Origin of the sequence: Pseudoalteromonas sp. DL-6 (assembly GCF_004328665.1) — a bacterium.
GTDB lineage: Bacteria > Pseudomonadota > Gammaproteobacteria > Enterobacterales > Alteromonadaceae > Pseudoalteromonas.
Window position 1 is genome coordinate 437,768 of the sequence record NZ_CP019770.1, and the last position, 25,332, is coordinate 463,099.

27 protein-coding genes, 3 tRNA genes and 1 riboswitch are annotated in these 25,332 nt (G+C 41.6%); of the genes, 22 read left to right on the plus strand and 8 right to left on the minus strand.

Annotated elements, in window-relative coordinates:
• Positions 1-15 precede the first annotated feature (15 nt).
• Positions 16-990 carry an elongation factor P--(R)-beta-lysine ligase gene (epmA, locus tag B1F84_RS01970; protein WP_131690426.1) on the plus strand — a complete coding sequence of 325 codons (975 nt, stop codon included), beginning with the start codon at positions 16-18 and terminating at the stop codon, positions 988-990.
• Positions 991-1,091: 101 nt separating this feature from the next.
• Here epmA and B1F84_RS01975 read toward each other — a convergent pair whose 3' ends face one another.
• Entirely contained in the window at positions 1,092-3,191 is a 2,100-nt protein-coding gene (locus B1F84_RS01975) for a TonB-dependent receptor (protein ID WP_131691892.1), read from the minus strand.
• A 102-nt stretch (positions 3,192-3,293) separates the two neighbouring features.
• Between B1F84_RS01975 and B1F84_RS01980 the strand changes: the two genes are divergently transcribed.
• The 8 genes from B1F84_RS01980 (at position 3,294) to B1F84_RS02015 (ending at position 10,936) form a co-directional block, all read left to right on the plus strand.
• Complete coding sequence (locus tag B1F84_RS01980; protein ID WP_131690427.1) at positions 3,294-3,692, plus strand: acyl-CoA thioesterase; 399 nt, start codon at positions 3,294-3,296, stop codon at positions 3,690-3,692.
• A 115-nt stretch (positions 3,693-3,807) separates the two neighbouring features.
• Positions 3,808-4,206 carry an META domain-containing protein gene (locus B1F84_RS01985; protein WP_283235058.1) on the plus strand — a complete coding sequence of 133 codons (399 nt, stop codon included), beginning with the start codon at positions 3,808-3,810 and terminating at the stop codon, positions 4,204-4,206.
• A gap of 98 nt (positions 4,207-4,304) precedes the next feature.
• A riboswitch (TPP riboswitch) is annotated at positions 4,305-4,411 on the plus strand.
• Positions 4,412-4,552: 141 nt separating this feature from the next.
• The gene (gene thiC, locus B1F84_RS01990; protein ID WP_131690428.1) at positions 4,553-6,505 is read left to right on the plus strand and encodes a phosphomethylpyrimidine synthase ThiC; all 1,953 of its coding nucleotides are present in this window, start codon (positions 4,553-4,555) and stop codon (positions 6,503-6,505) included.
• Positions 6,506-6,607: 102 nt separating this feature from the next.
• Positions 6,608-7,609 (plus strand): FAD-dependent oxidoreductase, encoded by a 1,002-nt coding sequence (locus tag B1F84_RS01995; RefSeq protein ID WP_131690429.1) that lies wholly within the window; start codon positions 6,608-6,610, stop codon positions 7,607-7,609.
• Positions 7,610-7,615: 6 nt separating this feature from the next.
• On the plus strand, positions 7,616-7,810 hold the full coding sequence (gene thiS / locus B1F84_RS02000) for a sulfur carrier protein ThiS (RefSeq protein ID WP_036932961.1): 195 nt from the start codon (positions 7,616-7,618) through the stop codon (positions 7,808-7,810).
• 5 nt (positions 7,811-7,815) lie between these two features.
• Entirely contained in the window at positions 7,816-8,607 is a 792-nt protein-coding gene (locus B1F84_RS02005) for a thiazole synthase (protein ID WP_008115481.1), read from the plus strand.
• A 21-nt stretch (positions 8,608-8,628) separates the two neighbouring features.
• Complete coding sequence (gene thiE, locus B1F84_RS02010) at positions 8,629-10,155, plus strand: thiamine phosphate synthase (protein WP_131690430.1); 1,527 nt, start codon at positions 8,629-8,631, stop codon at positions 10,153-10,155.
• Positions 10,139-10,936: a HesA/MoeB/ThiF family protein gene (locus B1F84_RS02015; protein ID WP_131690431.1), complete on the plus strand. Its 798-nt coding sequence runs from the start codon at positions 10,139-10,141 to the stop codon at positions 10,934-10,936. Before thiE ends, B1F84_RS02015 begins: the two co-directional genes overlap by 17 nt.
• A 92-nt stretch (positions 10,937-11,028) precedes the next feature.
• On the opposite strand, the gene asd is transcribed toward B1F84_RS02015, so the two are convergent.
• Both asd and rsgA read right to left on the minus strand, forming a co-directional pair.
• Positions 11,029-11,895, minus strand: coding sequence for an archaetidylserine decarboxylase (gene asd, locus B1F84_RS02020; protein ID WP_033104269.1), 867 nt, complete (start codon positions 11,893-11,895; stop codon positions 11,029-11,031).
• 14 nt (positions 11,896-11,909) lie between these two features.
• Positions 11,910-12,968, minus strand: coding sequence for a small ribosomal subunit biogenesis GTPase RsgA (gene rsgA / locus B1F84_RS02025; protein ID WP_008115488.1), 1,059 nt, complete (start codon positions 12,966-12,968; stop codon positions 11,910-11,912).
• Positions 12,969-13,090: 122 nt separating this feature from the next.
• Here rsgA and orn point away from each other — a divergent pair, with 122 nt between their 5' ends.
• The 4 genes from orn (at position 13,091) to B1F84_RS02045 (ending at position 14,199) form a co-directional block, all read left to right on the plus strand.
• Entirely contained in the window at positions 13,091-13,636 is a 546-nt protein-coding gene (gene orn, locus B1F84_RS02030; protein WP_131690432.1) for an oligoribonuclease, read from the plus strand.
• Positions 13,637-13,734: 98 nt separating this feature from the next.
• Positions 13,735-13,810: transfer RNA gene (locus B1F84_RS02035), tRNA-Gly, on the plus strand.
• A 165-nt stretch (positions 13,811-13,975) separates the two neighbouring features.
• Positions 13,976-14,051, plus strand: a tRNA-Gly gene (locus B1F84_RS02040).
• A 72-nt stretch (positions 14,052-14,123) separates the two neighbouring features.
• Positions 14,124-14,199 (plus strand) — tRNA-Gly (locus B1F84_RS02045).
• A gap of 163 nt (positions 14,200-14,362) precedes the next feature.
• On the opposite strand, the gene B1F84_RS02050 is transcribed toward B1F84_RS02045, so the two are convergent.
• The 3 genes from B1F84_RS02050 to B1F84_RS02060 form a co-directional block, all read right to left on the minus strand.
• Positions 14,363-14,791: a secondary thiamine-phosphate synthase enzyme YjbQ gene (locus B1F84_RS02050; RefSeq protein ID WP_008115492.1), complete on the minus strand. Its 429-nt coding sequence runs from the start codon at positions 14,789-14,791 to the stop codon at positions 14,363-14,365.
• Positions 14,788-15,255: a chemotaxis protein CheX gene (locus B1F84_RS02055; RefSeq protein WP_008465100.1), complete on the minus strand. Its 468-nt coding sequence runs from the start codon at positions 15,253-15,255 to the stop codon at positions 14,788-14,790. The genes B1F84_RS02050 and B1F84_RS02055 overlap by 4 nt, the downstream gene beginning before the upstream one ends.
• A gap of 63 nt (positions 15,256-15,318) precedes the next feature.
• On the minus strand, positions 15,319-15,753 hold the full coding sequence (locus tag B1F84_RS02060) for a transcriptional repressor (RefSeq protein ID WP_008115496.1): 435 nt from the start codon (positions 15,751-15,753) through the stop codon (positions 15,319-15,321).
• A gap of 92 nt (positions 15,754-15,845) precedes the next feature.
• Between B1F84_RS02060 and B1F84_RS02065 the strand changes: the two genes are divergently transcribed.
• The 8 genes from B1F84_RS02065 to B1F84_RS02100 all read left to right on the plus strand — a co-directional run bounded on the left by B1F84_RS02065 (position 15,846) and on the right by B1F84_RS02100 (position 21,387).
• The gene (locus B1F84_RS02065) at positions 15,846-16,466 is read left to right on the plus strand and encodes a MarC family protein (protein ID WP_008115498.1); all 621 of its coding nucleotides are present in this window, start codon (positions 15,846-15,848) and stop codon (positions 16,464-16,466) included.
• 123 nt (positions 16,467-16,589) lie between these two features.
• Positions 16,590-17,522 carry a tRNA dihydrouridine(20/20a) synthase DusA gene (gene dusA, locus B1F84_RS02070; RefSeq protein ID WP_036932963.1) on the plus strand — a complete coding sequence of 311 codons (933 nt, stop codon included), beginning with the start codon at positions 16,590-16,592 and terminating at the stop codon, positions 17,520-17,522.
• Positions 17,523-17,783: 261 nt separating this feature from the next.
• Positions 17,784-18,476: a PspA/IM30 family protein gene (locus B1F84_RS02075; RefSeq protein ID WP_131690433.1), complete on the plus strand. Its 693-nt coding sequence runs from the start codon at positions 17,784-17,786 to the stop codon at positions 18,474-18,476.
• Between the two features lie 10 nt (positions 18,477-18,486).
• A complete protein-coding gene (locus tag B1F84_RS02080; protein ID WP_010390548.1) occupies positions 18,487-18,693 on the plus strand; it encodes a PspC domain-containing protein in 207 nt (68 codons plus the stop codon).
• Positions 18,694-18,703: 10 nt separating this feature from the next.
• Positions 18,704-19,030, plus strand: coding sequence for a hypothetical protein (locus tag B1F84_RS02085; protein ID WP_008115505.1), 327 nt, complete (start codon positions 18,704-18,706; stop codon positions 19,028-19,030).
• 78 nt (positions 19,031-19,108) lie between these two features.
• On the plus strand, positions 19,109-19,618 hold the full coding sequence (locus tag B1F84_RS02090) for a copper chaperone PCu(A)C (RefSeq protein ID WP_131690434.1): 510 nt from the start codon (positions 19,109-19,111) through the stop codon (positions 19,616-19,618).
• Between the two features lie 8 nt (positions 19,619-19,626).
• On the plus strand, positions 19,627-20,613 hold the full coding sequence (locus B1F84_RS02095) for a DUF2333 family protein (RefSeq protein ID WP_008115507.1): 987 nt from the start codon (positions 19,627-19,629) through the stop codon (positions 20,611-20,613).
• A 3-nt stretch (positions 20,614-20,616) separates the two neighbouring features.
• Positions 20,617-21,387, plus strand: a complete 771-nt coding sequence (locus B1F84_RS02100; protein WP_131690435.1) for a TIGR04219 family outer membrane beta-barrel protein — start codon at positions 20,617-20,619, stop codon at positions 21,385-21,387.
• 41 nt (positions 21,388-21,428) lie between these two features.
• Here B1F84_RS02100 and B1F84_RS02105 read toward each other — a convergent pair whose 3' ends face one another.
• Positions 21,429-22,310 carry a TIGR03899 family protein gene (locus B1F84_RS02105; RefSeq protein WP_008115509.1) on the minus strand — a complete coding sequence of 294 codons (882 nt, stop codon included), beginning with the start codon at positions 22,308-22,310 and terminating at the stop codon, positions 21,429-21,431.
• Positions 22,279-22,827: an SRPBCC family protein gene (locus B1F84_RS02110; protein WP_131690436.1), complete on the minus strand. Its 549-nt coding sequence runs from the start codon at positions 22,825-22,827 to the stop codon at positions 22,279-22,281. Before B1F84_RS02110 ends, B1F84_RS02105 begins: the two co-directional genes overlap by 32 nt.
• Positions 22,828-23,126: 299 nt before the next feature.
• On the opposite strand from B1F84_RS02110, the gene B1F84_RS02115 reads away from it, so the two are divergent.
• Positions 23,127-25,310 carry a YgiQ family radical SAM protein gene (locus B1F84_RS02115; RefSeq protein ID WP_131690437.1) on the plus strand — a complete coding sequence of 728 codons (2,184 nt, stop codon included), beginning with the start codon at positions 23,127-23,129 and terminating at the stop codon, positions 25,308-25,310.
• The last annotated feature ends 22 nt before the right edge of the window (positions 25,311-25,332 follow it).

The window sequence follows — 25,332 nt, forward strand, 5'->3', positions numbered from 1 at the left end:
TTTTTTGGAGAAAATATGTCAGCAGATCTTTGGAAGCCGAGTGCCAGCATAGAAATACTTAAGCAACGCGCAGCAATTATGCGCAGCATTCGGGAATTCTTTTATGAGCGTAATGTAATGGAAGTCGAAACACCGAGTTTAAGTGCTGCCAGTGTAACCGATGTGCATTTAGCCAGCTTTAATACTACATTTGTGGGCCCAGGCCATGCTGGTGGGCTACCCCTGTTTTTGCAAACATCTCCAGAGTTTGCGATGAAACGCTTGTTAGCAGCTGGCTCAGGCGCTATTTTCCAGCTTTGTAAGGCATTTAGAAATGAAGAAGCAGGGAGTCATCATAATCCTGAATTTACTATGCTCGAATGGTATCGGCCTGGGTTTGACGAATTTGCTTTAATGGACGAAATAGATGAGCTAATGCAGCTCATTCTTGAGGTTGCTCCTGCAGAGCGCGTTACCTACCAACAGGCATTTGAACGCGCGTTAGGGGTCGATCCATTAACTGCCTCTATCACGCAGTTACAACAACTCGCATGCGATCATGGCTTTGCTGATATTGCTAAAAACGAGACTCATAAAGATACCTTGCTGCAATTATTATTTTGTATGAAAGTAGAGCCGACTATTGGCCAAGAAATCCCCTGTTTTGTGTATCACTTTCCGGCATCACAAGCGGCACTGGCACAAATTTGTGAACACGATGAGCGTGTAGCAGGGCGCTTTGAGTTGTATTACAAAAATATGGAGCTGGCTAACGGCTTTAATGAACTCACTAATGCTAAAGAACAAGCAAAAAGGTTTAACGAAGATAACACCTACCGTGCTGCTAACGGCTTAAAGCAGGTTCCTATGGATACGCGTTTAATTGCAGCATTGGAACATGGTTTAGAGCAATGTGCGGGGGTTGCATTAGGGATTGATAGACTCGTGATGCTAGCAACCAATAAACAAAAAATAAAAGAAGTGATAACGTTTGATGTGACCAGAGCTTAAAGCAGCTAATTGCTTTTAGCGGTCAGCTATCAGATAAAAAACACCGCGTTTGCATTAAACGCGGTGTTTTCTATTCTCGAACTGACAACTGGTTCGCTGTATTACAGATTAAGCGTAAACGTAACGCCGGCCACACGTGGCTCACCTAGTTGAATGTAAGTTTGGCTTGTATAACCATCTAACGGGTTGTTACCAAATTCAAAGCCGCGAGTTGGAACGGTTTCATCAAACACATTACGTGCCCACGCGCGCACGGCCCAGCTTTCAGCCTCGTAACCAAGGCTTGCATTCACTAAGTTTGTATTTGGAGCTTGTGCATTATGGCTGTCTGAGAAGTAATAATCATCTTTGCCTTCAACACCTAACATAGCATATAGCTCATCAGTAACATTGTAGCGTGCACTAAATGCGTATTGATATTTAGGTGCTTGTGCTTGCTCGCGGCCATCTTGGTTTAAGCCCGATTTAGTTACAAAGTCGTTTATTTTCGTATCTAAATAGCCAGCGCTACCGCTAATGAGTAAATTATCAGTAAGTAAGTAGCTGCCTTCAATTTCAAGACCGTAGTTGCTGCCAGAGCTGGCATTGGCGACATAACCGGTAAATTGTTGATCTGATACTTGCCACGACTTTAATTGAATATTATCGCGATGCATATAAAAAGCAGCTAAACGCAGGGTAAACTTGTCATCTAGCGATGAGCCTTTAACACCAAACTCACCACTCCATAAGTACTCAGGGTCAAAGCTGGTATGCTGTTTGAAAAAATCAGCATCTAAACTTAAACCTTCATCTTTTGCTTTTGCTAGCGCTTCGGAATTAATACCACCGGCTTTGTAACCGCGCGTAATACTGGTATAAATCATGGTGCGGTCAATAACTTGGTATTCAATTGCAATTTTACCACCGAGCATAATATCGTCAGTTTCTTCACTAAAGCCGTTACTATCGGCGTAATCACCTTGATATTGCTCAACTCGTAAACCAGTAATAAGCGTAGTTTTTGGGCCTATTGATGTGGCTAATTGGCCATAAGCTGCAATGTTATTAGTTTCATAGGTTGAAGCAAACGGATTGGCTAACCACGTATATTGACGCTCTAAATCCACATCACGGTTTTGATAGTAAATACCCGCAACCCAGTTACCTGCTTTACCAGTAAATTTCAGGTCGAGCGCTTGATCATCACGATCGCGGCTATAAATATCTGTTGAACTATAACCATCAGGATGTAAACCGGCGGCACATAATTGCGGCTTATTAGTATCGTTACACACCCAGTCTTCATCAAAGCTATAAAAAAGTTCTGTATCAATGGCTGAAAGGTTTAAGCTGACATCAAAGGTATCAAAACCAGTGTAAGTATTATTCAGGCCAATAGCATAACTTTGTTGATTATCTTCGCCTGGTTGATCAGCAAGACTGTTGCGAGAATTATCAAGAGTAAATGCATCGTAGCCGTTATTAATATCGATATAATGCAGGTTAAGTTCTGAATTTAAATGAGCTGTGAGTTGGCTGTTTAATTTAAAGCGTGCAACTTGCTCATCTTGATCTTGAGTGGGTTTATCTAAATAAAGGTTGTCTACGTAGCCGTCAGACTTTCTGCGAAAGTAGCTAACGCGGGCACTGGTGTCATCTGTTAAGCCTGTACTAGCAGCAAGGCCTGCTTCGTGGCTGTTATAAGTGCCAGCACCTAAATGTAATTTTAAGCTAGGATCGCTGGTTGCATTAGCTGATTGCATTTGGATCATGCCCGCCATGCCATCTGCACCAAAACGCGTACCTTGAGGACCACGGTAAATTTCTACTTGGTCAATATCAAACAATAATGAACTACCACCTAAGCCTGAATAATTAATACCGTCAATTACTAAGCCCACAGATGGGTTTATCGGGTCAACAAACTGCGAGCGTAAACCGACACCGCGAATTTGAATATAACGACCGCGAGACGCACCAGCAGCAAAGTTTACATTGGCTGCACTGGCTAACATTTCGTCTAAATACGTTGCACCACGTTGATTCATTTCATTTTCAGAAAATAAGCTGGCACTGGCGCTTAATGTTTGAATGCTTTCTTGCTGAAAGTCACCGGTAACAATGATTTTCTCTAGTTCGGTGTCATCTGCGTTAGCATATATAGGTGCTGCGAACAGGGGTAATAACGTGGCTGTAATTAAAGACAAACGTAGGTTCATTAGGTTACTTAACTCCATTTTAGGGACTCGTATGGTAGCAATTATTTCAACACTTGTGCTATAAACGCGACAATTATACGTTAAATAATTGGGATTACTAATATGGCCTTTAAAGTAGACTTTAAGGTGCGCGACTACGAATGTGACTTACAAGGTATTGTAAATAACAGTGTTTATTTTAATTATCTTGAGCACGCTCGCCACGAGTTTTTATACGCACACGGCGTTGATTTTGCACAGCTTGCAAAAGATAAAATTAACTTAGTGGTGATGCGCAGTGAAATGGATTACAAACATTCCCTATTGCCTGGAGATGAGTTTTATGTGGCGGTAGAGCCTGTGCGTATTAGTCGTCTTAAGTTTGCATTTAAACAAACGGTAGTGCGCAAACAAGATGAAAAAGTGATGCTCAATGCCTTAGTTATTGGTACATCAGTTAATGAAAGAGGTCGTCCATTTTTACCACCACAGATAGATGACTTATTCCAAGCCGTTGCATAGTTTTAAATAGCATGAATTTTAAACAAAAATTTACATTTAAAATATGCATTTTTAACGGATAAACCTGACAAATATTGATACTATTACATTAATTAGACACTAAGTTTGTAATAACATGAAATTAGCAGCAATACCGATGCTTATAATCGGTTTATGTGTTGGTTGCGCATCAACAGGGACAGTTACCACTGAGCAGCTAAAATATACACAATGGCAATTATCAAAGGTTGATGATTTGGCCATTCCCGCGTCCTTTAAAGCATCAATGAGCTTTATCGATGCGCTACAAATAAACGGCTTTACCGGATGTAATAAGTTCTTTGGTGAAGGCTCACTTGAAGACAGTAGCCTGAGCGTAAGCAAATTAGGTATGACACGTAAATCATGTGGCCCTGAACTGGATGAGTTTGAACAACAGTTTTTACAGGCTCTGCAGCAAGGTGCAGTGCTTAACATGCAAGACCAAACATTGGTAATGCAAGCTGAACAAAAATTTGTGTTTATCCCAAAATAATTTTTGAGTTTTGAAAAACAGCCCCTTGCAGGGAATTTTCAACTGGCGTACACTCGTCGCAGATTTGATCAAAACATTATCAAATCAACGAACAATTCAAATACTTGTCGGAGTGCCTAAGTTTTATTTAGGCTGAGATCGCGAAAGCGGGATCCGTGAACCTGATCAGGTTAATACCTGCGTAGGGAACAAGCTGCCTAACTAGGACGCTTGTGCGTCTTTTTTTATGCGCACAAAAAAGCAACCTCCGTCTTAGGCCGCAAAGTCGCATAAAGCTACTTTACGATCTTTCTCTATTCCTCAGCGGAATATCTGACAAGACAACCCTTTAGCAATGAGGTAAGTCATGTCAAATACAACAAATAAAGCCACCCGTCGCGAAACTCGTGCGGCCGCATCAGATTATATTTATAACTTAACCGGTCAGCCGTTTCCAAGCTCCCATAAAGTATACGTTGCAGGTAGCCAGCAAGGCGTACGTGTGGGTATGCGTGAAATCACATTGAGCGATACTTTTATTGGTGGTGATGAACAAAACCCAGTGTATGAGTCAAATGCACCACTGCGTGTTTACGATACATCAGGCCCGTATACCGATCCTGAATTTAAATTGGATGTGCGCAAGGGACTTAATAAATACCGTGAACAATGGATTGAGAGCCGTAATGATACCGAAGTACTCGAGTCGGTAACCTCACAGTTTGCACAGCAGCGTATGGCTGATGATGGGCTAGATCATATTCGCTTTGAACACCTTCCAAAAATACGCCGTGCAAAAGCAGGTAAAAATGTCACCCAAATGCATTATGCCCGCCAAGGGATAGTCACCCCAGAAATGGAATATGTAGCGATACGTGAAAACATGGGGCGTGCGCAAATACGTGAAGAGTTACTAGCTGCGCAGCATAAAGGGGAGTCGTTTGGCGCGAGCATCCCTGAGTTTATTACTCCTGAATTTGTGCGTGATGAAATTGCTCGCGGTCGCGCTATTTTACCTAACAATATTAATCACCCAGAAACCGAGCCTATGATTGTTGGTCGTAACTTTTTAGTTAAAGTTAACGCCAATATTGGTAATTCATCAGTGGGTTCATCTATCGAAGAAGAAGTAGAAAAAATGGTGTGGTCAACCCGCTGGGGTGCTGACACCGTAATGGATTTATCAACAGGGCGTTACATTCACGAAACCCGTGAATGGCTGGTACGTAATTCGCCAGTACCTATCGGTACTGTTCCAATTTACCAAGCACTTGAAAAAGTCAATGGCGTAGCAGAAGACCTAACCTGGGAAATATTTCGCGACACTCTGATTGAACAAGCAGAACAAGGCGTTGATTACTTTACCATTCATGCTGGTGTGCTGCTACGTTATGTACCAATGACAGCAAAGCGCGTAACCGGTATTGTGTCACGTGGTGGCTCAATTATGGCTAAATGGTGTTTAGCGCACCACAAAGAAAACTTCTTATACACTCACTTTGAAGATATTTGTGAAATTTTAAAACAATACGATGTGTGTTTTTCACTAGGGGACGGTTTACGTCCGGGCTCTATTGCTGATGCGAACGATGAAGCGCAATTTAGTGAGCTTCGTACCTTAGGGGAACTGACAAAAATAGCTTGGAAGCACGATGTACAAGTGTTCATAGAAGGCCCTGGACATGTGCCTATGCATATGATCAAAGCCAATATGGATGAGCAGCTTAAACATTGCGATGAAGCGCCATTTTATACCTTAGGCCCACTGACAACAGATATTGCCCCTGGGTATGATCATATTACCTCGGGTATTGGTGCAGCGCAGATTGCTTGGTATGGCTGTGCGATGTTGTGTTACGTAACACCTAAAGAGCATTTAGGTTTGCCAAATAAAGAAGACGTTAAAGAAGGTCTTATTACCTACAAAATTGCCGCTCATGCCGCCGATTTAGCGAAAGGTCACCCAGGTGCACAAGAGCGAGATAACGCGCTATCAAAAGCGCGCTTTGAATTTAGATGGCATGACCAATTTAATATTGGTTTAGACCCTGTTCGCGCCCGTGAATACCATGATGAAACACTGCCGCAAGAATCAGGCAAAGTGGCGCATTTTTGTTCTATGTGTGGCCCTAAGTTTTGTTCCATGAAAATAACCCAAGAAGTACGCGACTACGCCAAAGATCTAGAAGCGCGCGGTATTGATCCTAATAACGTGGGTGATGCCATTGAAATCAAAATGGTTGATGTTGAGGCCGAGATGAAAGCCAAATCTGAAGAGTTTAAGCAAACAGGCTCAGAGATTTACCACAAAGCAATATAAAATAGTTGCGGGTTGCGAGCATCGAGTAGCGAAATGTTTATCTTAGCATCTTGTTGCTCGAAGCCAGAGACTCGTAGCTCGTAGCTAGATTTAGGAGTGTTTATGTTTTATGACATTGCTGTGGTGGGCTTTGGTTTAGCAGGGCGGTTGGCCGCGCTTGAGTTAAGTAAGCAACATCGTGTTACCGTATTTGAAGCCGATGATGAACATACTCAGAACAGTGCCGGTAAAGTGGCAGCAGCGATGCTAGCCCCCCTAGCTGAGTCTGTTATGTGCGAACGTGAATTGGCTTTAATGGGAGTAGATTCTATTACTCGATGGCCTGCTATTTTAGAACAACTAAATAGCGAGGTATTTTTTCAACAGCAAGGTACCCTAGTGGTTGCTCATCCGCAGGATAAAGGCGACTTACAAAGCTTTGCACAGCGAATCAAGCCGTTACTAAATTTTAGTGCTCAAGCAATTAATGCACAGCAAATTGAGCAACTAGAACCTGAACTGGCTGGTCGATTTAGCCAAGGCCTATTTTTGCCCGGTGAAGCGCAGATAGATAACCAAGCCTTTTACAAAGCCAGTTTTAGGTTGCTAAATAAGCGCAAAGTAAAGTTTGTATTTAATCAGCGCGCCAGCATCTTTGATAACAAAGTGAATAATCGAGAGTTTGATTACATTATTGATTGCAGAGGGCTTGGAGCCAAACAAGATCAGCCACTTCGAGGCGTGCGCGGGGAAGTTGCAAGACTCTATGCACCCGAGGTTAATTTATCTCGACCAGTGAGGTTAATGCATCCGCGTTATCCTATTTATATAGCACCTAAGCCGAATCATGAATATGTGATTGGTGCCACCGAAATTGAGTCTCAAGATAACGGGGCGGCAACGGTGCGTTCAACGTTGGAGTTACTTTCAGCCGCTTATACAGTGCACAGCGGTTTTGCCGAGGCTCGACTGTTAAATATTCAAACCGGGCTTCGCCCTGCGTTTAGCGATAACTGCCCACAAGTTACACAACTGGGGCAGGTAATTAGTATTAATGGATTATACCGCCATGGCTACATGCTCGCGCCGAGTTTAGTTGCTGATGCTGTTGCCAGAATAGAGTGAGGAATGATGGATATAATAATTAATGGTAAAGCGCTCACCCTAACAAGTAGCGAACTAAAACAGTGTTTAATTGAGTATGGTGCTAAAGCACCGTTTGCAGTAGCCATTAATGGCCAGTTTGTACCTCAAGAGCAACATGCTAACTACACACTTAATGATGGTGATTGCATTGATGTGTTATCTCCGATTCAAGGAGGGTAACCATTATGTTACCTCCCGATAATATCACTATTTATGGCGAGCAATTTTCAAGTAGATTACTGATTGGCTCTGCGCTTTACCCATCTCCCGCGACGATGACTAAAGCAATTAATGCTTCAGGAGCGGATATTGTTACTGTGTCTTTACGTCGCCAGCAAAGCGCAGCTGCAGGAGATGATTTTTGGCAACTTATAAAGAATACAGGGCTCAAAGTTTTACCTAACACAGCAGGATGCCACAGTGTTAAAGAGGCCATTAATTTAGCTAAAATGTGTCGAGAAGTATTTGCTACCGATTGGATAAAGCTGGAATTAATTGGCGATGACTATAACTTACAGCCAGATCCTTTTGCTCTGCTTGAAGCCACTGAGATTTTAATTAAAGATGGGTTTAAAGTACTGCCTTACTGCACCGATGACTTAGTGCTTTGCCAACGTTTAGATGAATTAGGCTGCGAGGTGCTAATGCCATGGGGCGCGCCAATTGGTACCGGTAAGGGATTATTAAATAGTTATAACTTAAAGGCGATACGGGAGCGTTTACCTAACAGCACATTAATTGTAGATGCTGGGTTAGGTTTACCATCGCATGCCTGCCAAGCCTTAGAATTAGGGTATGATGCGGTATTATTAAATTCAGCCATAGCGGGCGCGGGTTGCCCTATTACCATGGGACGTGCATTTAAAGCAGCTGTTGAAGCAGGGCGCTTTGCTTATAACGCCAAAGCAATGCCAGAAAAAGACGTTGCGGCCCCATCAACCCCCACAATGGGTATGCCATTTTGGCATCAAACGTAAAAAATTAGGAAGTAGGTCATTATGAACAATGTAGTATGGACGATTGCGGGCTCAGACTCCGGCGGTGGCGCAGGTATTCAAGCTGATATTAAAGCAATGCAAAGCTTTGGTGTGCACGGTTGTACTGCGATTACCGCACTAACAGCACAAAACAGTTTAGGTGTTGAGGCGATTAATGCCGTCTCTACTGATGTGATTGAGTCGCAGTTATTGGCACTCGAAAAAGACATGAAAGCCAAAGTAATTAAAATTGGTATGTTAGCTAACGTGCAGCAAATTCAATTGATCAGTGAGCATATTAGCCATTACAAAGCGAAGTGGCCAACCCCGCCGGTGATTGTGTACGATCCTGTGGCTATTGCCTCAAGCGGTGACTTACTAACAGAAGAAGACACTGTAAGCGCGATTAAAGAATGCCTATTACCGCTGGTGGATGTAATTACCCCTAATACCCATGAAACACAGTTATTAACAGGTGTGTATTTAATTGGCCCCGCAGCAATTAAAGAAGCAGCAAGCAAACTAATGGCATGGGGTGCCAAAGCGGTGGTTATAAAAGGTGGGCATTGGGATTACCCAAGTGGTTACTGTATTGATTACTGCTCACAAGGTAATGAAGAGTACTGGTTGGGTAATGAAAAAATTCAGGTTCCGCACAATCATGGCACTGGCTGTAGTATGGCGTCTGTTATTGCTGCATGCCTTGCAAAGGACTATCCGTTAAAAGATGCGTTTATTTTAGCTAAAGCCTATATAAACCAAGGTTTAAAGCAATCAGTTCGCTATGGCGAGGGGATAGGGCCGGTTGCACAAACGTCGTTTCCGACTGACCTAGCGCATTACCCTCAAGTGATTGAAGCGGGTAGTTGGTTGGGTGATGAGCTAGATTTTGATGTACCGCTTGATTTTAATATGGCAGCTGACTTTGCTGCGTGTGAAAGCAAAGCGCTTGGCGCTTATGCGGTAGTCGATAGCGTAGAGTGGCTAGAAAAATGCTTACAAAATGGCATTAAAACAGCGCAATTAAGAGTTAAAGATAAAAGCGAAGATGAGCTGGAACAATTAGTCGCAAGCGCGGTCGCTTTGGGTCAGCAATACAGTGCGCATGTGTTTATTAACGATTACTGGCAGCTGGCAATCAAACATGGCGCATATGGTGTGCATTTAGGACAAGAAGACTTAGAGAGCGCAAATTTAGCGGCTATAAAAGAAGCAGGCCTGCGACTTGGGCTTTCTACCCATGGCTTTTATGAAATGCTTCGGGCGCATAATTACCGCCCAAGCTACATGGCCTTTGGCGCGATTTACCCTACCACCACCAAAGACATGGCAGGGCAAATTCAAGGGCTTGAAAAGCTAACTCGATTTGTGCCATTAATGCAAAGTTATCCTACTGTGGCTATTGGTGGAATTGATTTAAATAGGACGCAAGAGGTTGCTAAAACTGGCGTGGGCAGTGTAGCCGTGGTACGTGCTATTACCGAGGCTGATGATTATGTAGAGGCAATCAATACCTTAAAATCGGTGATAAATGAGAATGCCTGCTAACATGCAAACGCAGCAGCTCAGCGACAAAGAAACTCTACGTTATAGCCGCCACTTATTATTAAAAGATGTGGGGCTTGAGGGGCAGTTAACACTTAAAGCGGCAACCGTTGCTGTGGTAGGTGCAGGTGGACTAGGAAGTCCTGCGCTACTTTATTTAGCAGCTGCTGGTATCGGCACACTAATATTAATTGATGACGATACCGTTGAACTCTCTAATTTACAGCGGCAAATACTGTATAAAGTGAATCACTTAGGGCAGCAAAAAGTAAATGCAGCAGGGAAGGTGCTTGCGAGCCTGAATAATCAAATAAACATAGTGACTCACTCGCAAAAGTTGAGCGATGCTAACAGTGATGCACTATTCAGTAACGCCGATATCGTACTTGATTGCTCTGATAACTTTGCGACTCGTTACACCGTCAATCGTTTTTGCGTAAACAACAAAACACCACTAATTTCTGCAGCAGCGCTAGCAACCCAAGGGCAATTAATGGGCTTTGACTTTAGGCAAACAGATAGCCCTTGCTATGGCTGCGTATTTCCACAAAATGATGCTAACCCTGTTGTTAATTGCGACAATGCGGGCGTTATTAGTCCCTTACTTGGTGTAATTGGCTCTATGCAGGCACAGCTAACTCTTAATATGTTGTTAGGTCATTGTGGTGGGAGTGTGTTTATAACCTTTGACGCATTAAGCTTAAAGCAACAGCATTTTAAGATGGCTAAAAATTTAGCGTGTAGAGAGTGCGAAAGTGTGAGTAAAGAACAGCTTCGCTTTTAACCTGAGCAAGCTCTTCGTCTACAAAAAAACACCGCGTTCAATACAATAAACGCGGTGCTTTTTAATTTCGATCTGACAACTGGTACTATTTATTAATCATCAATTTTTGCAAACGCAGTGCCTAAACGAGTTACCGTTTCAGGGCGTTGATCATCAAAAATATCGGCTTTATCTGCACCCCATGCAAGCACAACTGTTGAGCCTAATTTAAAGCGACCCATTTCTTCCCCTTTCTTAAGGGTGATCGCGTTTTCGCCTTTAGTTGGGTAGTTCCAGCTAAACACATCACTGCCAGCTGGTGGAGTGACTGTGCCAGCCCAAATAGTTTCTATGCTAGCAACAATGGTTGCGCCTACAAGGACCATAGCAAGCGGGCCAATTTCAGTTTCAAAAATTGCTACTACACGTTCGTTACGGGCAAATAAATTCGGTACGTTTTGCGCGGTAAGTGGATTTACCGAAAATAAATCGCCCGGTACGTAAATCATTTTGCTTAACGTGCCATCAATTGGCATGTGAATACGGTGGTAATCTTTTGGCGCCAAGTAAATAGTTGCAAATTTACCGCCTAAAAACGGTGTTGTGTCGTCTTGTGAGCCACCTAACAACGCTTGTAAGCTGTAATCATGGCCTTTAGCTTGGATTAGTTGGCCGTCAACAATATCGCCAAGCTGGCTGATTGCGCCGTCTACTGGGTGAATAATAATATCGTCATCTTCAACCATAGGACGAGCACCGTCTTTTAACGGACGGGTAAAAAATTCATTAAAGGTTTTATAATGAGCTGGATCAGAGTATTTAGCCTCACTCATATTTATTTTGTATTGTTTAATAAATAATTTAATTAGTGTTGTTGTTAATGCGCCCGCTTTTGCAGCTGCAAGCTTACCTACTACACGAGAAATAAAGTGCTTTGGCATAGCATATTGCATGGCGATTTTAAATTTATCTAAACTCACAGGTTTTTCCCTAATTATACGCGAGGCGCACGCGCGCCGGCACGGCCATCGGCCATGGTTTCTAAAATACGATGATAGCTTTCAAAACGTAACTTTGAGATATCGCCATCAGCGACTGCTTGCTGAATTATACAGCCAGGATCGTTTAAGTGTTTACAGTCCCTAAAACGGCATCCACCTATAAACTCTCTAAATTCTTTAAAGCACCACGTGACTCGTTCAACATCTAAATGCCATAAACCAAACTCACGAATACCCGGTGAATCTATTAAGTTACCGCCACTTGGCAAATGATGCAGACGCGATACTGTGGTGGTGTGCTGGCCTAGACCGCTGTTTTCAGACACTTCTTTAGTCAAAATTTCAGCATCCGGCAGCACAGTGTTAACTAAGGTAGATTTACCCACACCACTTTGGCCAACAAAAATATTGTTTTTGCCTACAAGTACTTCTTTTAATTCATTAATGCCTTCGCCGGTTATATTACTAACTAGCAGCACCTGATAATTAAGTTTACGGTAAATATCGAGTATTTGTTGTATGTCGTTTAAACCAGCTTCATCAATTAAATCAATTTTATTAAGCACTAAAATTGGCTCAATGCCCATGTCTTCGCAGGCAATTAAATAGCGGTCGATAATGCTTGGCGTAAACTCTGGCAGTACCGCTGAAACCATTAAAATTTGATCTATATTAGCGGCAATAACTTTTACACCGTCGTAAAAATCAGGGCGCGTTAACTGTGAACGACGTTCTTGAGTTGCTTCAATAACACCCGCTAAATCGCCTTCACTTACTTTTGCTCGACGAAATAATACCTCATCGCCACATACTAAATTCGATACGGTACGGCGAATATTACAGCGAAGAACATCGCCATTTTGCGTTTCTACATCGGCATGTTGCCCAAAGCGGCTAATGACAATCGCATTTTCCACTTGACCTAAATTATCTGTTTGCCACTCTTGCGCACCCGCTTTCGCTGGTTTTGCGTCGGCATTGCTTAAACGCTTTTGATGGTTAGCCTTGATCCTACGGGATTGGCCTTTACTTAATTTTTTCTGTTTTGCCACTTGAGGCCTATAACCTGAGTTAAATGCCGAGTTTGCTAAAAAAAGCTTTAGCTCGACGGTTGATGCTAATATGATATATCGAAATGCGTTGGATCTAAAGAAAAGCACCGTTTAAGGTAATTATGACTATTAATAAATCAAATTTAATTTGGCTCGATCTGGAAATGACCGGACTTGAACCAGAGACTGACAAAATACTTGAAATTGCAACTGTTGTCACTGACGCTGATCTGAATATATTAGCCGAAGGCCCAACGATTGCCATTCATCAAAGTGATGAACTACTGGATGGCATGGATGAGTGGTGTACAACTCAGCATGGCAAATCTGGATTAATGGCACGCTGTAAGGCAAGCACGTTTGATGAAGCTTATGCCGTGGAACAAACTCTCGCGTTTTTAAAGCAATGGGTGCCAGCGGGTGCTTCACCTATGTGTGGTAACTCGATAGGCCAAGACCGCCGCTTTATGAATAAGTATATGCGCGAGCTTGAAGACTTCTTCCATTACCGTAATTTAGATGTCAGTACCATTAAAGAACTTGCTCGTCGTTGGAAACCAGATGTGTTGGCTCAAGTGAATAAAAAAGGGTCACATTTAGCGTTAGATGACATTAAAGATTCGATTATGGAATTAAAGGTTTACCGAGAAAAGTTTTTTAATTTATAAAAAATACTTGCAAAGCCCCCTAATTATTGTAGAATCCTGCCCCGCTCAAGACGATAACCCCCGCGGGGTTAGTGTGTTTGGGCTTTGACTTTTTGAATGCGGCACTAGCTCAGTTGGTAGAGCGCGACCTTGCCAAGGTCGAGGTCACGAGTTCGAGCCTCGTGTGCCGCTCCAATTTCTAACCAAAGAAATTGGGGTAGAAATAAAGATTCAAAGTCAAAGGCGAAAAGGTTTAATTTTGACAAAACCTAGAACCTTAAATGCGGCACTAGCTCAGTTGCCAGAATGTTGAACGCGACCCGTCGCGCACCAACGGACAAATGACTGACTATTTTGAATGCGGCACTAGCTCAGTTGGTAGAGCGCGACCTTGCCAAGGTCGAGGTCACGAGTTCGAGCCTCGTGTGCCGCTCCAATTTCTAACCAAAAGAAATTGTGGTTCAAGATGAAAGTTTAAAATTGATAGAACCTAGAATCTACATATAATGCGGTACTAGCTCAGTTGGTAGAGCGCGACCTTGCCAAGGTCGAGGTCACGAGTTCGAGCCTCGTGTACCGCTCCAATCTTATTTACTTTCCAGATATTCATTCTCAAATAGCAAACAATGACCCATACGCGAATCACTATAAATTTAATTTATGTAACTTTTTTAAAGTGTTCAATGTGTGCGAATGATCTATGTTGTAAAACCTAAAACCTAAAACCTAAAACCTAAAACCTAAAACCTAAAACTTTTCGCCTTGCAAAGTTGCAATAATACGTCTTGAACCGCCATGATCACGGTGCTCACCTAAGTATATTCCTTGCCAAGTTCCTAGCGCTAACTGACCATCACTAATCGGTATAGTTAACTCACAACCTAAGGTACTGGTTTTTATATGGGCAGGCATATCATCATCGCCCTCATAGTCATGGCGATAATAAGGCTGGCGCTCTGGAACAAACTGATTAAAGTGGCTTTCCATATCCATGCGTACCGTTGGATCGGCGTTTTCGTTAATAGTTAAGCTGGCTGAGGTGTGTTGAATAAATAAGTGTAATAAACCAACTTTAAGCTGGCTCAGTTGTGGGAGGTGAGTAAGTATGTCGTTATCAATTAAATGAAAGCCTCGCGAGCGAGGCTTTAATGTAATCGTAGTTTGCGACCAGCTCATAGCTTATCGAAACTCACTTCAATATTTGCATTACCTGCGTCACTGGTAAATGGCATAAGAATTTTTTTGCCGTCACTTTTATGCGTAATGGTGTGGTTTGTACCAGAGACAACGATGGGAGTTGCCATGGCAAAGTCATAGCCTTTTTCCCCTAATAAATTCTTAGCTCCACCGGTAACCATATTGGTTATTTCGCCAACCATGTCAGTTACTTCTTCATTTATACTGTCTGGTCGCTCACCTAACATACGTTCCATAATAGTCAGTGCTAAACTCTCGTCGAAGGTAATTGAAAATGAACCACGAGTTTGCGGACCGACCATACCAATTAATCCCGATACATCACCACAGGCTATCTCATCGGTTTTAATACGCGGCTTGCCTGGTTTTAATTGAGTTTGAGCCATAGTGCTCAATACATTCATCAAAGAAGATAAAAAGGGATTAATGAACTCTACATTCATGTTAGATATCCTTAAATTGGTACTGATAAAGGGTATACGTAAAGTATAGCTATAGTCGCTCAGCTATGCTCGACAAGAGTCACATTTACCATGCGCTTCTATTGTTTGCCCTGAAACGACAAAGCCACTTTCAGCTGCTAAGTTATTGAGCTCATGTGAAATTACTGTTGAATGCAGCTCTTTAACAAAACCGCAGCTATCACAAATTAATAGCTGAACAGGATGAATATGATCAAAATGATGACACAGCATAAATGCATTGGTGCTTTCAATTTTATGAATAAAACCGAGTTCGGCTAAAAAGTCTAAAGCACGATAAATTGTTGCAGGTTTAGCACCTGTTTCAGTGACTTTTAATTGTTCAAGTAAATCGTATGCACCGACACCACCTTGGGCACTGGCTAATAAACGAAATACCTTTTCGCGAATTGGTGTGAATCGCGCACCACGGTTGTCGCATACTTGTTTTGCTTTACTTACGAGTGATTCTATATTCATCTTCTCTCATCCTTACGCTGCCGTGATATACTAACATACTGTATTGTAGTTGCAGCGTTTTATTAATTGATTTTGTCCAAAGGTATTCATTAATGCATGAGCTATTAGCTATATTTATTTTCTTTTTTGCGGTTATTGATCCAATAGGCACCATCCCGGTTTTTATCGCTGTAACTCGGGGAGATGACGACAAGTTTAAGCGTAAAGTGATTTTTAAGGCCGTGGGTGTATCTGCTTTAGTGCTGTTATTTTTTGTGGTTGCTGGCGAGCAATTACTGAATGTGATTGAGATCCCGCTCTCGGCATTTCAAATAGCGGGTGGTTTAATTTTATTAATTTTTGCACTCTCCATGACTTTTGGTGAAAGCAAGCCTGAAGCTGAAATTAAAAGTGTTAGAGACAGCACTGAAACCGCTATTTTTCCGCTCGCTATCCCATCAATAGCCAGTCCCGGTGCCATGTTAGGTGCGGTATTAATGACACGCAATGAGGAGTATACCTGGGTTGAGCAAATGATTACCTCATCAATGATGTTAGCTGTTTTAGTGGTGGTACTGATTTTGTTATTACTTGCTACGCATGTACATAAAATAATAGGTGATAGTGGGGCGAGTATTATTAGTCGAATTATGGGGTTAATTTTAAGCTCAGTCGCAGTGACTAATATTTTAAACGGTATTGCACAATACTTTGGCTTGCAAGTGTTTGCTTAATATTGCTGCGCATAGGGCTTTTGTGTAAAATGCAGCGCCGTTTAAGCTGTGCTTAAATTATAAATTTTTGAGGATCACATTTTGGATAAACGTACTTTAAATCGACGCTTTAGCGTGGCACCCATGCTTGATTGGACTGATCGCCACTGTCGTACGTTTCATCGTAAAATGACAAAACACACCGTGCTCTATACTGAAATGATCACTACTGGCGCTATTTTATTCGGTCGTGGTGACTACTTGCATTTTAATCAGCACGAAGGCCCTGTGGCATTGCAATTAGGTGGATCAGACCCGCAAGCGCTAGCACAGTGTGCCAAGCTTGCTGGTGAGCGCGGTTATGATGAAATAAACCTTAATGTAGGTTGTCCGTCAGATCGTGTGCAAAATGGACGTTTTGGTGCCTGTTTAATGGCCGAGCCTAATTTAGTTGCAGAGTGTGTTGCTGCAATGAAAAGTGAAGTGAATATTCCGGTTACGGTTAAAACTCGTATTGGTATTGATGAGCAAGATTCTTATGAATTTTTATGTGCTTTGATAGAGGCTTCACATAAAGTTGGCTGTGATGACTTTATTATTCATGCGCGCAAAGCATGGCTAAAAGGATTGAGCCCGAAAGAAAATCGCGAAGTTCCTGAGCTTAACTACCCCCGAGTTTATCAGCTCAAAAAAGATTACCCTCAACTTGATTTAAGTATTAACGGTGGTGTTAAAACCATTGAGCAAAGTCTTGAGCATTTACAGTACATAGATGGGGTTATGGTGGGCCGAGAGGCTTACAGTAATCCATTTATGCTTAATGAAGTAGATGAAAAAATTTATGGTGATGCGGCTAATACTCAGTCTCGACATGATGTTGTACGCTCTATGTATGATTACATTGAAGAAGAGATGCGTTTAGGGGCTAATTTTTGGCATGTTGCACGCCACATGCTGGGTATTTTTCAGGGGCAACCCGGTGCGCGTGGCTTTAGACGCCACTTATCTGAAAATGGTCATGGTAAGCAAGCTGATTTAAGTGTTATGGATAAAGCGTTAAGTTACGTACCCGAGTAATGCCAATTTAATGCAATTGGCATAACAGATACTCTTTATAGAAAAAGTCACCTCAGGTGGCTTTTTTTGATCCCAAATTTTAGTCAAAAATGTAATTTATTAGCCAATTCGACTTAATTTCATTCAGTGACTAGTCATTAACTTACCCGCCAAAAATAATTTAAATTATTGATATTTAATGAAAATAAAAGAATGTCAAGTTATTGGCATAACTCTTGGAATCCTGTTGATGTATAAATAAAAAATCATCAGGAGAATAACATGGGTATATTTAATCGCGTAAACGACGTCATTCAAGCAAATATCGTAGCTATGCTTGATAAAGCCGAAGATTCAGAAAAACTACTTAATTTGATGCTAACCGAAATGCAGGAGGCACTTAATGAGTGTCGTAGCACCGCGGCAGCACTATTATGTGAAGAAAAGAATATCAAGCGTCAAATAAGCAATAAACAACAAGCGCTCACAAATTGGCAATTAAAGGCCGAACATGCCATTGCAAAAAATCGTGACGATTTAGCTAAATCAGCACTAGCTGAAAAACACAATGTCGAAATAAGCATAGAGTGCTTACAAACACAACTTGAGACATTGCAGCAATCAATTGTAAAAATCACAGAGGACTGTGAACGCCTGCAGCAAAAAATGACACAGGCTAAAGCAAAGCAAGCACAACTTGTAAAGCGTGAAAATGTGGTTGAGGCAAGATCTAAGATAAATACTCAGCTGCAGAGCGATAAAGTGGCCACTGCTTTATCACGATTTGAGCAAATTGAGCGTCGTGTTGAGAGTGTTGAATCGCAGGTCGAAGCATATGAGCTGACAGATACAGCGAGCAATACTGCGACGCAAATTGAGTCACTGGTTAAAAACGAAAAAATTGATGCAGAACTGGCAAGTTTAAAAGCGAGTTTAAATACTGCTAACAAACAAACAAACAAACAAACAGCCTAAGGAGATTGTTATGAATAATTTTAATACGCATCGTCGTTGGTATAAAAATACGCTTAACAAAAAAATATCAGGTGTCTGTAGTGGGTTAGCCTACCGACTAGACTTTCCGGTATGGTCTACTCGTTTAGTCACCGTTTTATTATTTTTAAGTTTTCCGTTTGCAGTGGCGCTAGGTTATTTAATTGCGCACTGTTGTCTTGAAGAAAAAGCAGTGTAAGGGGAGCAACATGAAAACTTTCGCCGTATGCCTACTTATTGTTACATTATTTTTAATTAATAGCGGTTCGATAATTCATTTTGATGTATGGCAATTTCCGCTGTGGATTTCAGATATTAGTTGGACAGGTATTGAGCTCATTGGGGCGTTAGTCGCCATTATTGTTGTTATTGCGATTGCTGCTTTGGTAACCATGGGGCTTGTTGGCGCGGCGATGGTGGCACTGGCTGGAACTATATTAGCCTTTTTATTCGGATCATTGATGATTGCTTGGCCATTATTGTTTGTGGCAGGGTTATGCTGGTTAATCGCAGATAACAAAAAAGTGGCTTCTTAAACTTAAATTAGCTGCCTAATATTAGGGAATTATGATAAATTTGGACTATATTTTTATGTTTTAACAAGGATTTTACTGATGATTAAACAATGTATTTTAAGTGCAAGTGCATTATTGATGGGTGTTTTTTCGTCTTCGTTATTGGCGCACGAAGGACATGAACACGATAGTGTTGTTGCGCAATTACAAGTAACGCATGCGCAAGTAAGAGAGTTCTTACCTGCCACTAAAGCCAGCGTGGGTTATTTTAGTATTGAAAATCACAGTAATGTACCGGCAACACTCATAAGAGCGACCATAGATGGTTTAGGTCGTGTTGAGATTCATGAGCACGTCCACGCTGATGGTATGATGAAAATGCAAAAAGTAGAATCATTGCTTATTAAAGCCCATCAGCAACTCGATTTTAAGCCGGGAAGTTATCATTTAATGGTGTTTGAACCACAAGAGCCGTTAAAAGTAGGTCAAGAACGCAAACTCACGCTATATTTTGAAGATGGGAATCGAGTGTTCACTAATGCAAAAGTAGTTTCGTTAGCATCGCAATCTGAGCCGGTAAAAGCATCGAAAGATCATAGTCATCATTAGGGGGATAAATGTCACAGCATAAAGGAAAAATAATAACGGCATTGGTATTATTGTTTGTCGTATTTTACGCTATTGCAGTTTACTGGAGCATAGAGCCTGCACGTTTTGATGTGGTACAAAATGCAAAACAACAAGCACAGTTGCGTAACGAGAAACCAGTAACAGGCTATGTAACCACTTCAACGCTTATCACTGTCTCTGATACTCTTTTAACTAAGTCAGGTGGTTATTTATCAAATGATGTGCTGCCACCGAGCGTAATAATGGACAACATGCCAGCTTGGGAGTATGGCGCGTTGGAAATGGTGCGTGATTTAGCGTTATCAATGCGAAAAGATTTTAGTCGTTCACAGTCACAATCAACTGAGCACGAAGCGCTTAAAAAAGCACAACCACAATTTAATATCAGCTCTGAAGCATGGGCATGGCCGAGTGCTGAGGGCGAATATCAAAAGGGCATTGATTACTTATTAGTATACCGCTCTCAAATTGCGAATCAGCATGAGCGCGATAGCCAATTTTACTCACGTGCAGATAATTTACGCAGTTGGTTAAAAGAAGCAGAAAAACGCTTAGGTAGCCTAAGCCAACGTTTGAGTGCGAGTGTAGGTCAAGATAAGGTAAATACCGATTTAGCCGGCAACTCTTCAAATACTCAAGCCACTTATACGCCATTGCAACAACAAGTAAAAACATCGTGGTGGGAAATTGATGATGTATTTTATGAGTCACGCGGTGCTACTTGGGCTTTACTGCATTTTTTACAAGCGGTTGAATATGATTTTGCCGAAGTACTTGATAAAAAGAACGCTCGTGTTAGTTTACAACAAATTATACGCGAGCTTGAAGCGACCCAAGAAACCGTTTGGAGCCCAATGATTTTAAACGGCAACGGGTTCGGTTATGTCGCCAACCATTCACTCGTTATGGCAAATTATATCTCTAGAGCCAATGCGGCACTGATTGAACTTAGCGAATTATTAGCGCAAGGATAAAAAATGAAAAAGTATTGTATAGCAGCAGCCTTATCAATGGCATGTTTAGCACCTGTAGCACAAGCCGACACTGTATTGGGTTTGTATGTAGGGGTTGATGGTTGGAAAGCCGATAATGACGGTAGCTTTTCTGATAATAATAACGCCCTACAAAACTTCAATTTTGAAGATGAGACTTTTGTTAGCTATTACGCCGCACTTGAACATCCGGTTCCATTAGTGCCAAACTTAAAGCTAAAATACACTGAGCTTGAACTAACCGGTGCAACGCGACTGGAAGATACATTTAGCTTTAATGGCTCTGATTATATTGTTGGCACTGATGTTAATTCAGTTACTGACTTATCGCACATTGATTATATTCTTTACTACGAGATTTTTGATAACGATTTAATCTCGATTGATTTAGGTATTAATGCTAAGCAGTTTGATGGTGAGCTTGTGGTAACAGGTACATCACAACAAGGTGGCGCTAACTTCACTGAAATTGAAGAGTTCTCAGGTGTGGTGCCTTTAGCATACGGCCGTTTTGAAGCGGGTTTACCGTTTAGTGGTTTAAGTGTTTTTGCTGAGGGTAGCTTTTTAGCCATTGACGATAGCAAAGTACAAGATTACCAAATGGGTATTGCTTGGGAGTTGATTGATAACCTAGCCGTTGATGTTGCGGTTAAAGCGGGCTACCGCTCTATGGTTTTAGAACTTGATGATGTAGATGACATTAATACTAATATTGATGCTTCAGGCCCATTTGCGGGCATACAAGTTCATTTTTAAGCACCGATTTTTCTAAAAGCCACCTTGTGTGGCTTTTTTAGTTATTTTGAAGCGTGCCATACTAATTCAAACTCCCCCTCAAATGCTGCACCAATTAACTGTTTGTACACTTTATTAATTGGGTAATTCATCAGTCTAAACAGTTCATCACCGGTTTGGGTAAACTTATAATAGCTCAGTACTAAGTCGTTACTTTTTGCTTTTAAAGTTAGTTTTTGAGTCAAAAAGGAGAGAGTTATCTCTTGTCCTGCTTTTAATGCAGCGGATTCAATCTCTTTACGGTATAACAAATTTAAATCCATTAAGGTTAATACATCAGGAAAGCTCACACCGCTTTTACCTATGCTTAATGACACTTTATTACCCTTACCTAATAAATCAAATAACGAGGGTTTTTTGTAATAGCCTAAAAATATTAGGTGACTACTGTCTTTTTCGTTATACCCTGAAATAGACACACACTTTCTTAATGAATCAGCTTCGCGCTGGGTCATGTGTTTGAGAGTTTGTAAGCTTTTTATAGAAAAGGTACCTGGGCTAATGGTTTCGCCAGTAAAAATTTTTGCCCATAATGTTTGCATAGATTGGTTTGAGGTATCTTCACATAAGGCAATAAAGTGCTCCACCCAATCGGCGTCAGGTTGTTTAGCGCAGGCTACATCAGGACAAAATTCCATTGCTAAGGCTAAAATAGTCTCGATATTTTGTTGTTGTTTTATTAGCAGTAGATCTTGTCTTTTTTGTGCTCGAGCTAACACTGAATGCTCGCTATTAATACGATAAAGAGACTTTGCTTTACCCTGTGTATTATAGGTTTTTTCATCAGCTGCAGGTGTATTACTCACTTTTGTGACCGAGTAACCTAACAGTGACTCAATAATATTGGCAAGTTTAATTCTGGCTTGTGCGGTTTTGACTGTCATGACTTTCCATTATTGCTTGTGCATCACTGAGCTGGGCTACCGTCTTTAGGTTATTTAGCCCAAGAGTGACTATATTGCTTAATATATTTTCAGCAAATATAGCAACATAGCCAGAAATGAGTGGCACCGTTGCTTGCCCTTCAATATGCCACGTGACGGTTTTTGTATGCGGGCTAAATAATAATCGGCTAGTAATAATATGTTCTTGATTAAATAACACACTAAATACAATTTCATTGGCGCTCAATGATGATATTGTCATTTCGCCATTGCCCCACTTACCTTGCCAAGACTGATAGGCGCCTGCCCCAGAACTTGGTTCACCAATACTAAATTCAATGTTGGGATCTATTTGCTGCCACGGCGACCATTTGTACCACTGAGTAAAATCTTCCACTAATGACTTTATAACAGGAGGGCGGGCATTTATTTTAATGCTTTTTTGCACGTGATAGTTTTGTGGTAAAAGTAATCCCACAACAACAAACGCCAACAGTAAGATGGCTGAAAACTGCATTAATTGTTTAAGTAGTTTAATAGGTATGCCTCATTGGTTTTAATATTACAGCGTCTATGAATTATTAATAATCACAGCTTATTTAATAGTTTAGCCTAGAGTCGATCATTTTTATCTAGTTTATCTACTTTAAATAAATCTAAAAGCAGACATTAGCAGTAATCAGCTTAGATGATTTGTCTGTTTTAGTAATGCGATAAAGGTAAACAATTTTTAATCAGTGCTTTCATTTTGTGCTATATCAACGTGGATGTCGATAGGGTATAATTCGCGCCTTTTGTTATTGAACGGCTAATTTTATGAGCACATTAAAAGCTGATCGCGGCTTATTCTCATACCCTAAGTATTGGGCTGAGTGTTATGGCACAGCCCCATTTTTACCAACAACACGCGAAGAAATGGACGCGCTTGGCTGGGATAGCTGCGATATTATTATTATTAGCGGTGATGCTTATGTAGACCATCCTAGTTTTGGGATGGCCGTAATTGGCCGTGTGCTTGAAGCACAGGGGTTTAGAGTGGGCATTATTGCTCAGCCTGATTGGAACTCGAAAGATGCCTTTATGGCATTGGGTAAGCCTAACTTATTTTTTGGTATTACAGCCGGTAACATGGATTCGATGATCAATCGTTACACCGCTGAAAAACGAATGCGTCACGATGATGCTTATACCCCGGGAAATGTAGGTGGTAAACGCCCCGATCGCGCCGTGATCATATACTCACAACGTTGTCGTGAAGCCTATAAAGATGTGCCGCTCGTGTTAGGTGGCATTGAAGCCAGCTTGCGTCGTATTGCTCATTACGACTATTGGCAAGAAAAAGTACGTCGTAGCGTATTATTTGACGCTAAAGGCGATATTTTAATTTATGGTAATGCCGAACGCCCGTTAGTTGAAGTAGCGCATCGTATCGCTGCGGGTGAAACCATGGATACCATACAAGATGTGAGAGGCACGGCGGTTATTCGTAAAGAGCCTTTACCCGGTTGGCGTGGCAGTGATTCAACAGCCATTGATAAAATTGGTAAAATAGACCCTATTCCTAATCCTTATGGTGCGGATGATGTTGGTTGTGCTAAATCAGAATTTAAGCAAGCGGGTATTGATTTAAAAGCCGAAGCTGCAAAACCAATTACCATTCAGCCTGCGCGCCCTAAGCCATGGGAAAAAACTTACGTTAAGTTACCCGCTTTTGAGCAGGTCAGTGTTAATAAACCATTGTATGCTCATGCATCGCGTATTTTGCACCAAGAAACCAACCCTGGTTGTGCAAGAGCGTTGTTTCAGCGTCATGGCGATCGCTCTATCTGGGTGAACCCGCCAGCTTATCCACTTGAAACCCAAGAAATGGATGATGTTTTTGGTTTACCGTATCAGCGTATTCCGCACCCAAGTTATGGCGATAATAAAATTCCTGCTTACGATATGATTAAAACGTCGGTAAATATAATGCGCGGTTGTTTTGGCGGCTGTTCGTTTTGTTCTATTACCGAGCATGAAGGGCGAATAATTCAAAGCCGATCTCAAGAATCAATTATTGAAGAGATTGAGCAAATTAGAGATAAAGTGCTAGGCTTTACTGGGGTTATTTCTGATTTAGGCGGACCAACCGCAAATATGTACAAACTGCGTTGTACCAGTAAAAAAGCAGAGAGTACCTGTCGCCGCTTGTCGTGTGTGTATCCTGATATTTGTAAGCATATGGATACTGATCATACCCCGACTATCGATTTATATAAAAAGGCGCGTGAGGTTAAAGGGATCAAAAAGATCTTAATTGCTTCAGGTGTGCGTTATGACCTTGCCGTACGTGATCCTCGTTACGTTAAAGAGTTAGTAACTCATCATGTTGGTGGGTATTTAAAAATTGCACCAGAGCACACTGAAGATGGCCCATTATCTAAGATGATGAAGCCGGGTATGGGTGCTTACGATGAATTTAAAGCGCTATTTGATAAGTACTCTAAAGAAGCGGGTAAAAAGCAGTATTTAATTCCATACTTTATTTCTGCTCACCCAGGGACTAAAGACGAAGACATGGTTAATATGGCTTTGTGGCTGAAATCGAATGACTTTAAGCTTGATCAAGTGCAAAACTTTTATCCGTCACCGATGGCTAATGCGACCACCATTTATCATACTGAAATGAACTCGCTACGCAATATTAAAAATAATACTGAGCAAGTTGCGGTGCCAAAGGGCGCGCGCCAGCGTCGTTTGCATAAAGCGATTTTGCGTTACCATGATCCTGCCGGTTGGCCAATGATCCGTGAAGCCCTGCGTAATATGGGCAAAGCTAAACTCATTGGTAAAGGTCCAAATTGTTTAGTGCCAGAAGAAGGCAGAGATGAAAGGCAAAGCAAAGGCGGTAAAGGCAATAAGGGCGGTCGTCCTGCGCTTACTCGTCATACTGGCTTTAGTCAGTTTAAAAAAGCCAACACTAAACCTAAGGTAGGCGGTAATCGCCAGCGCGCTAAGTAGCCTTAACTTATGTAAAGTAATT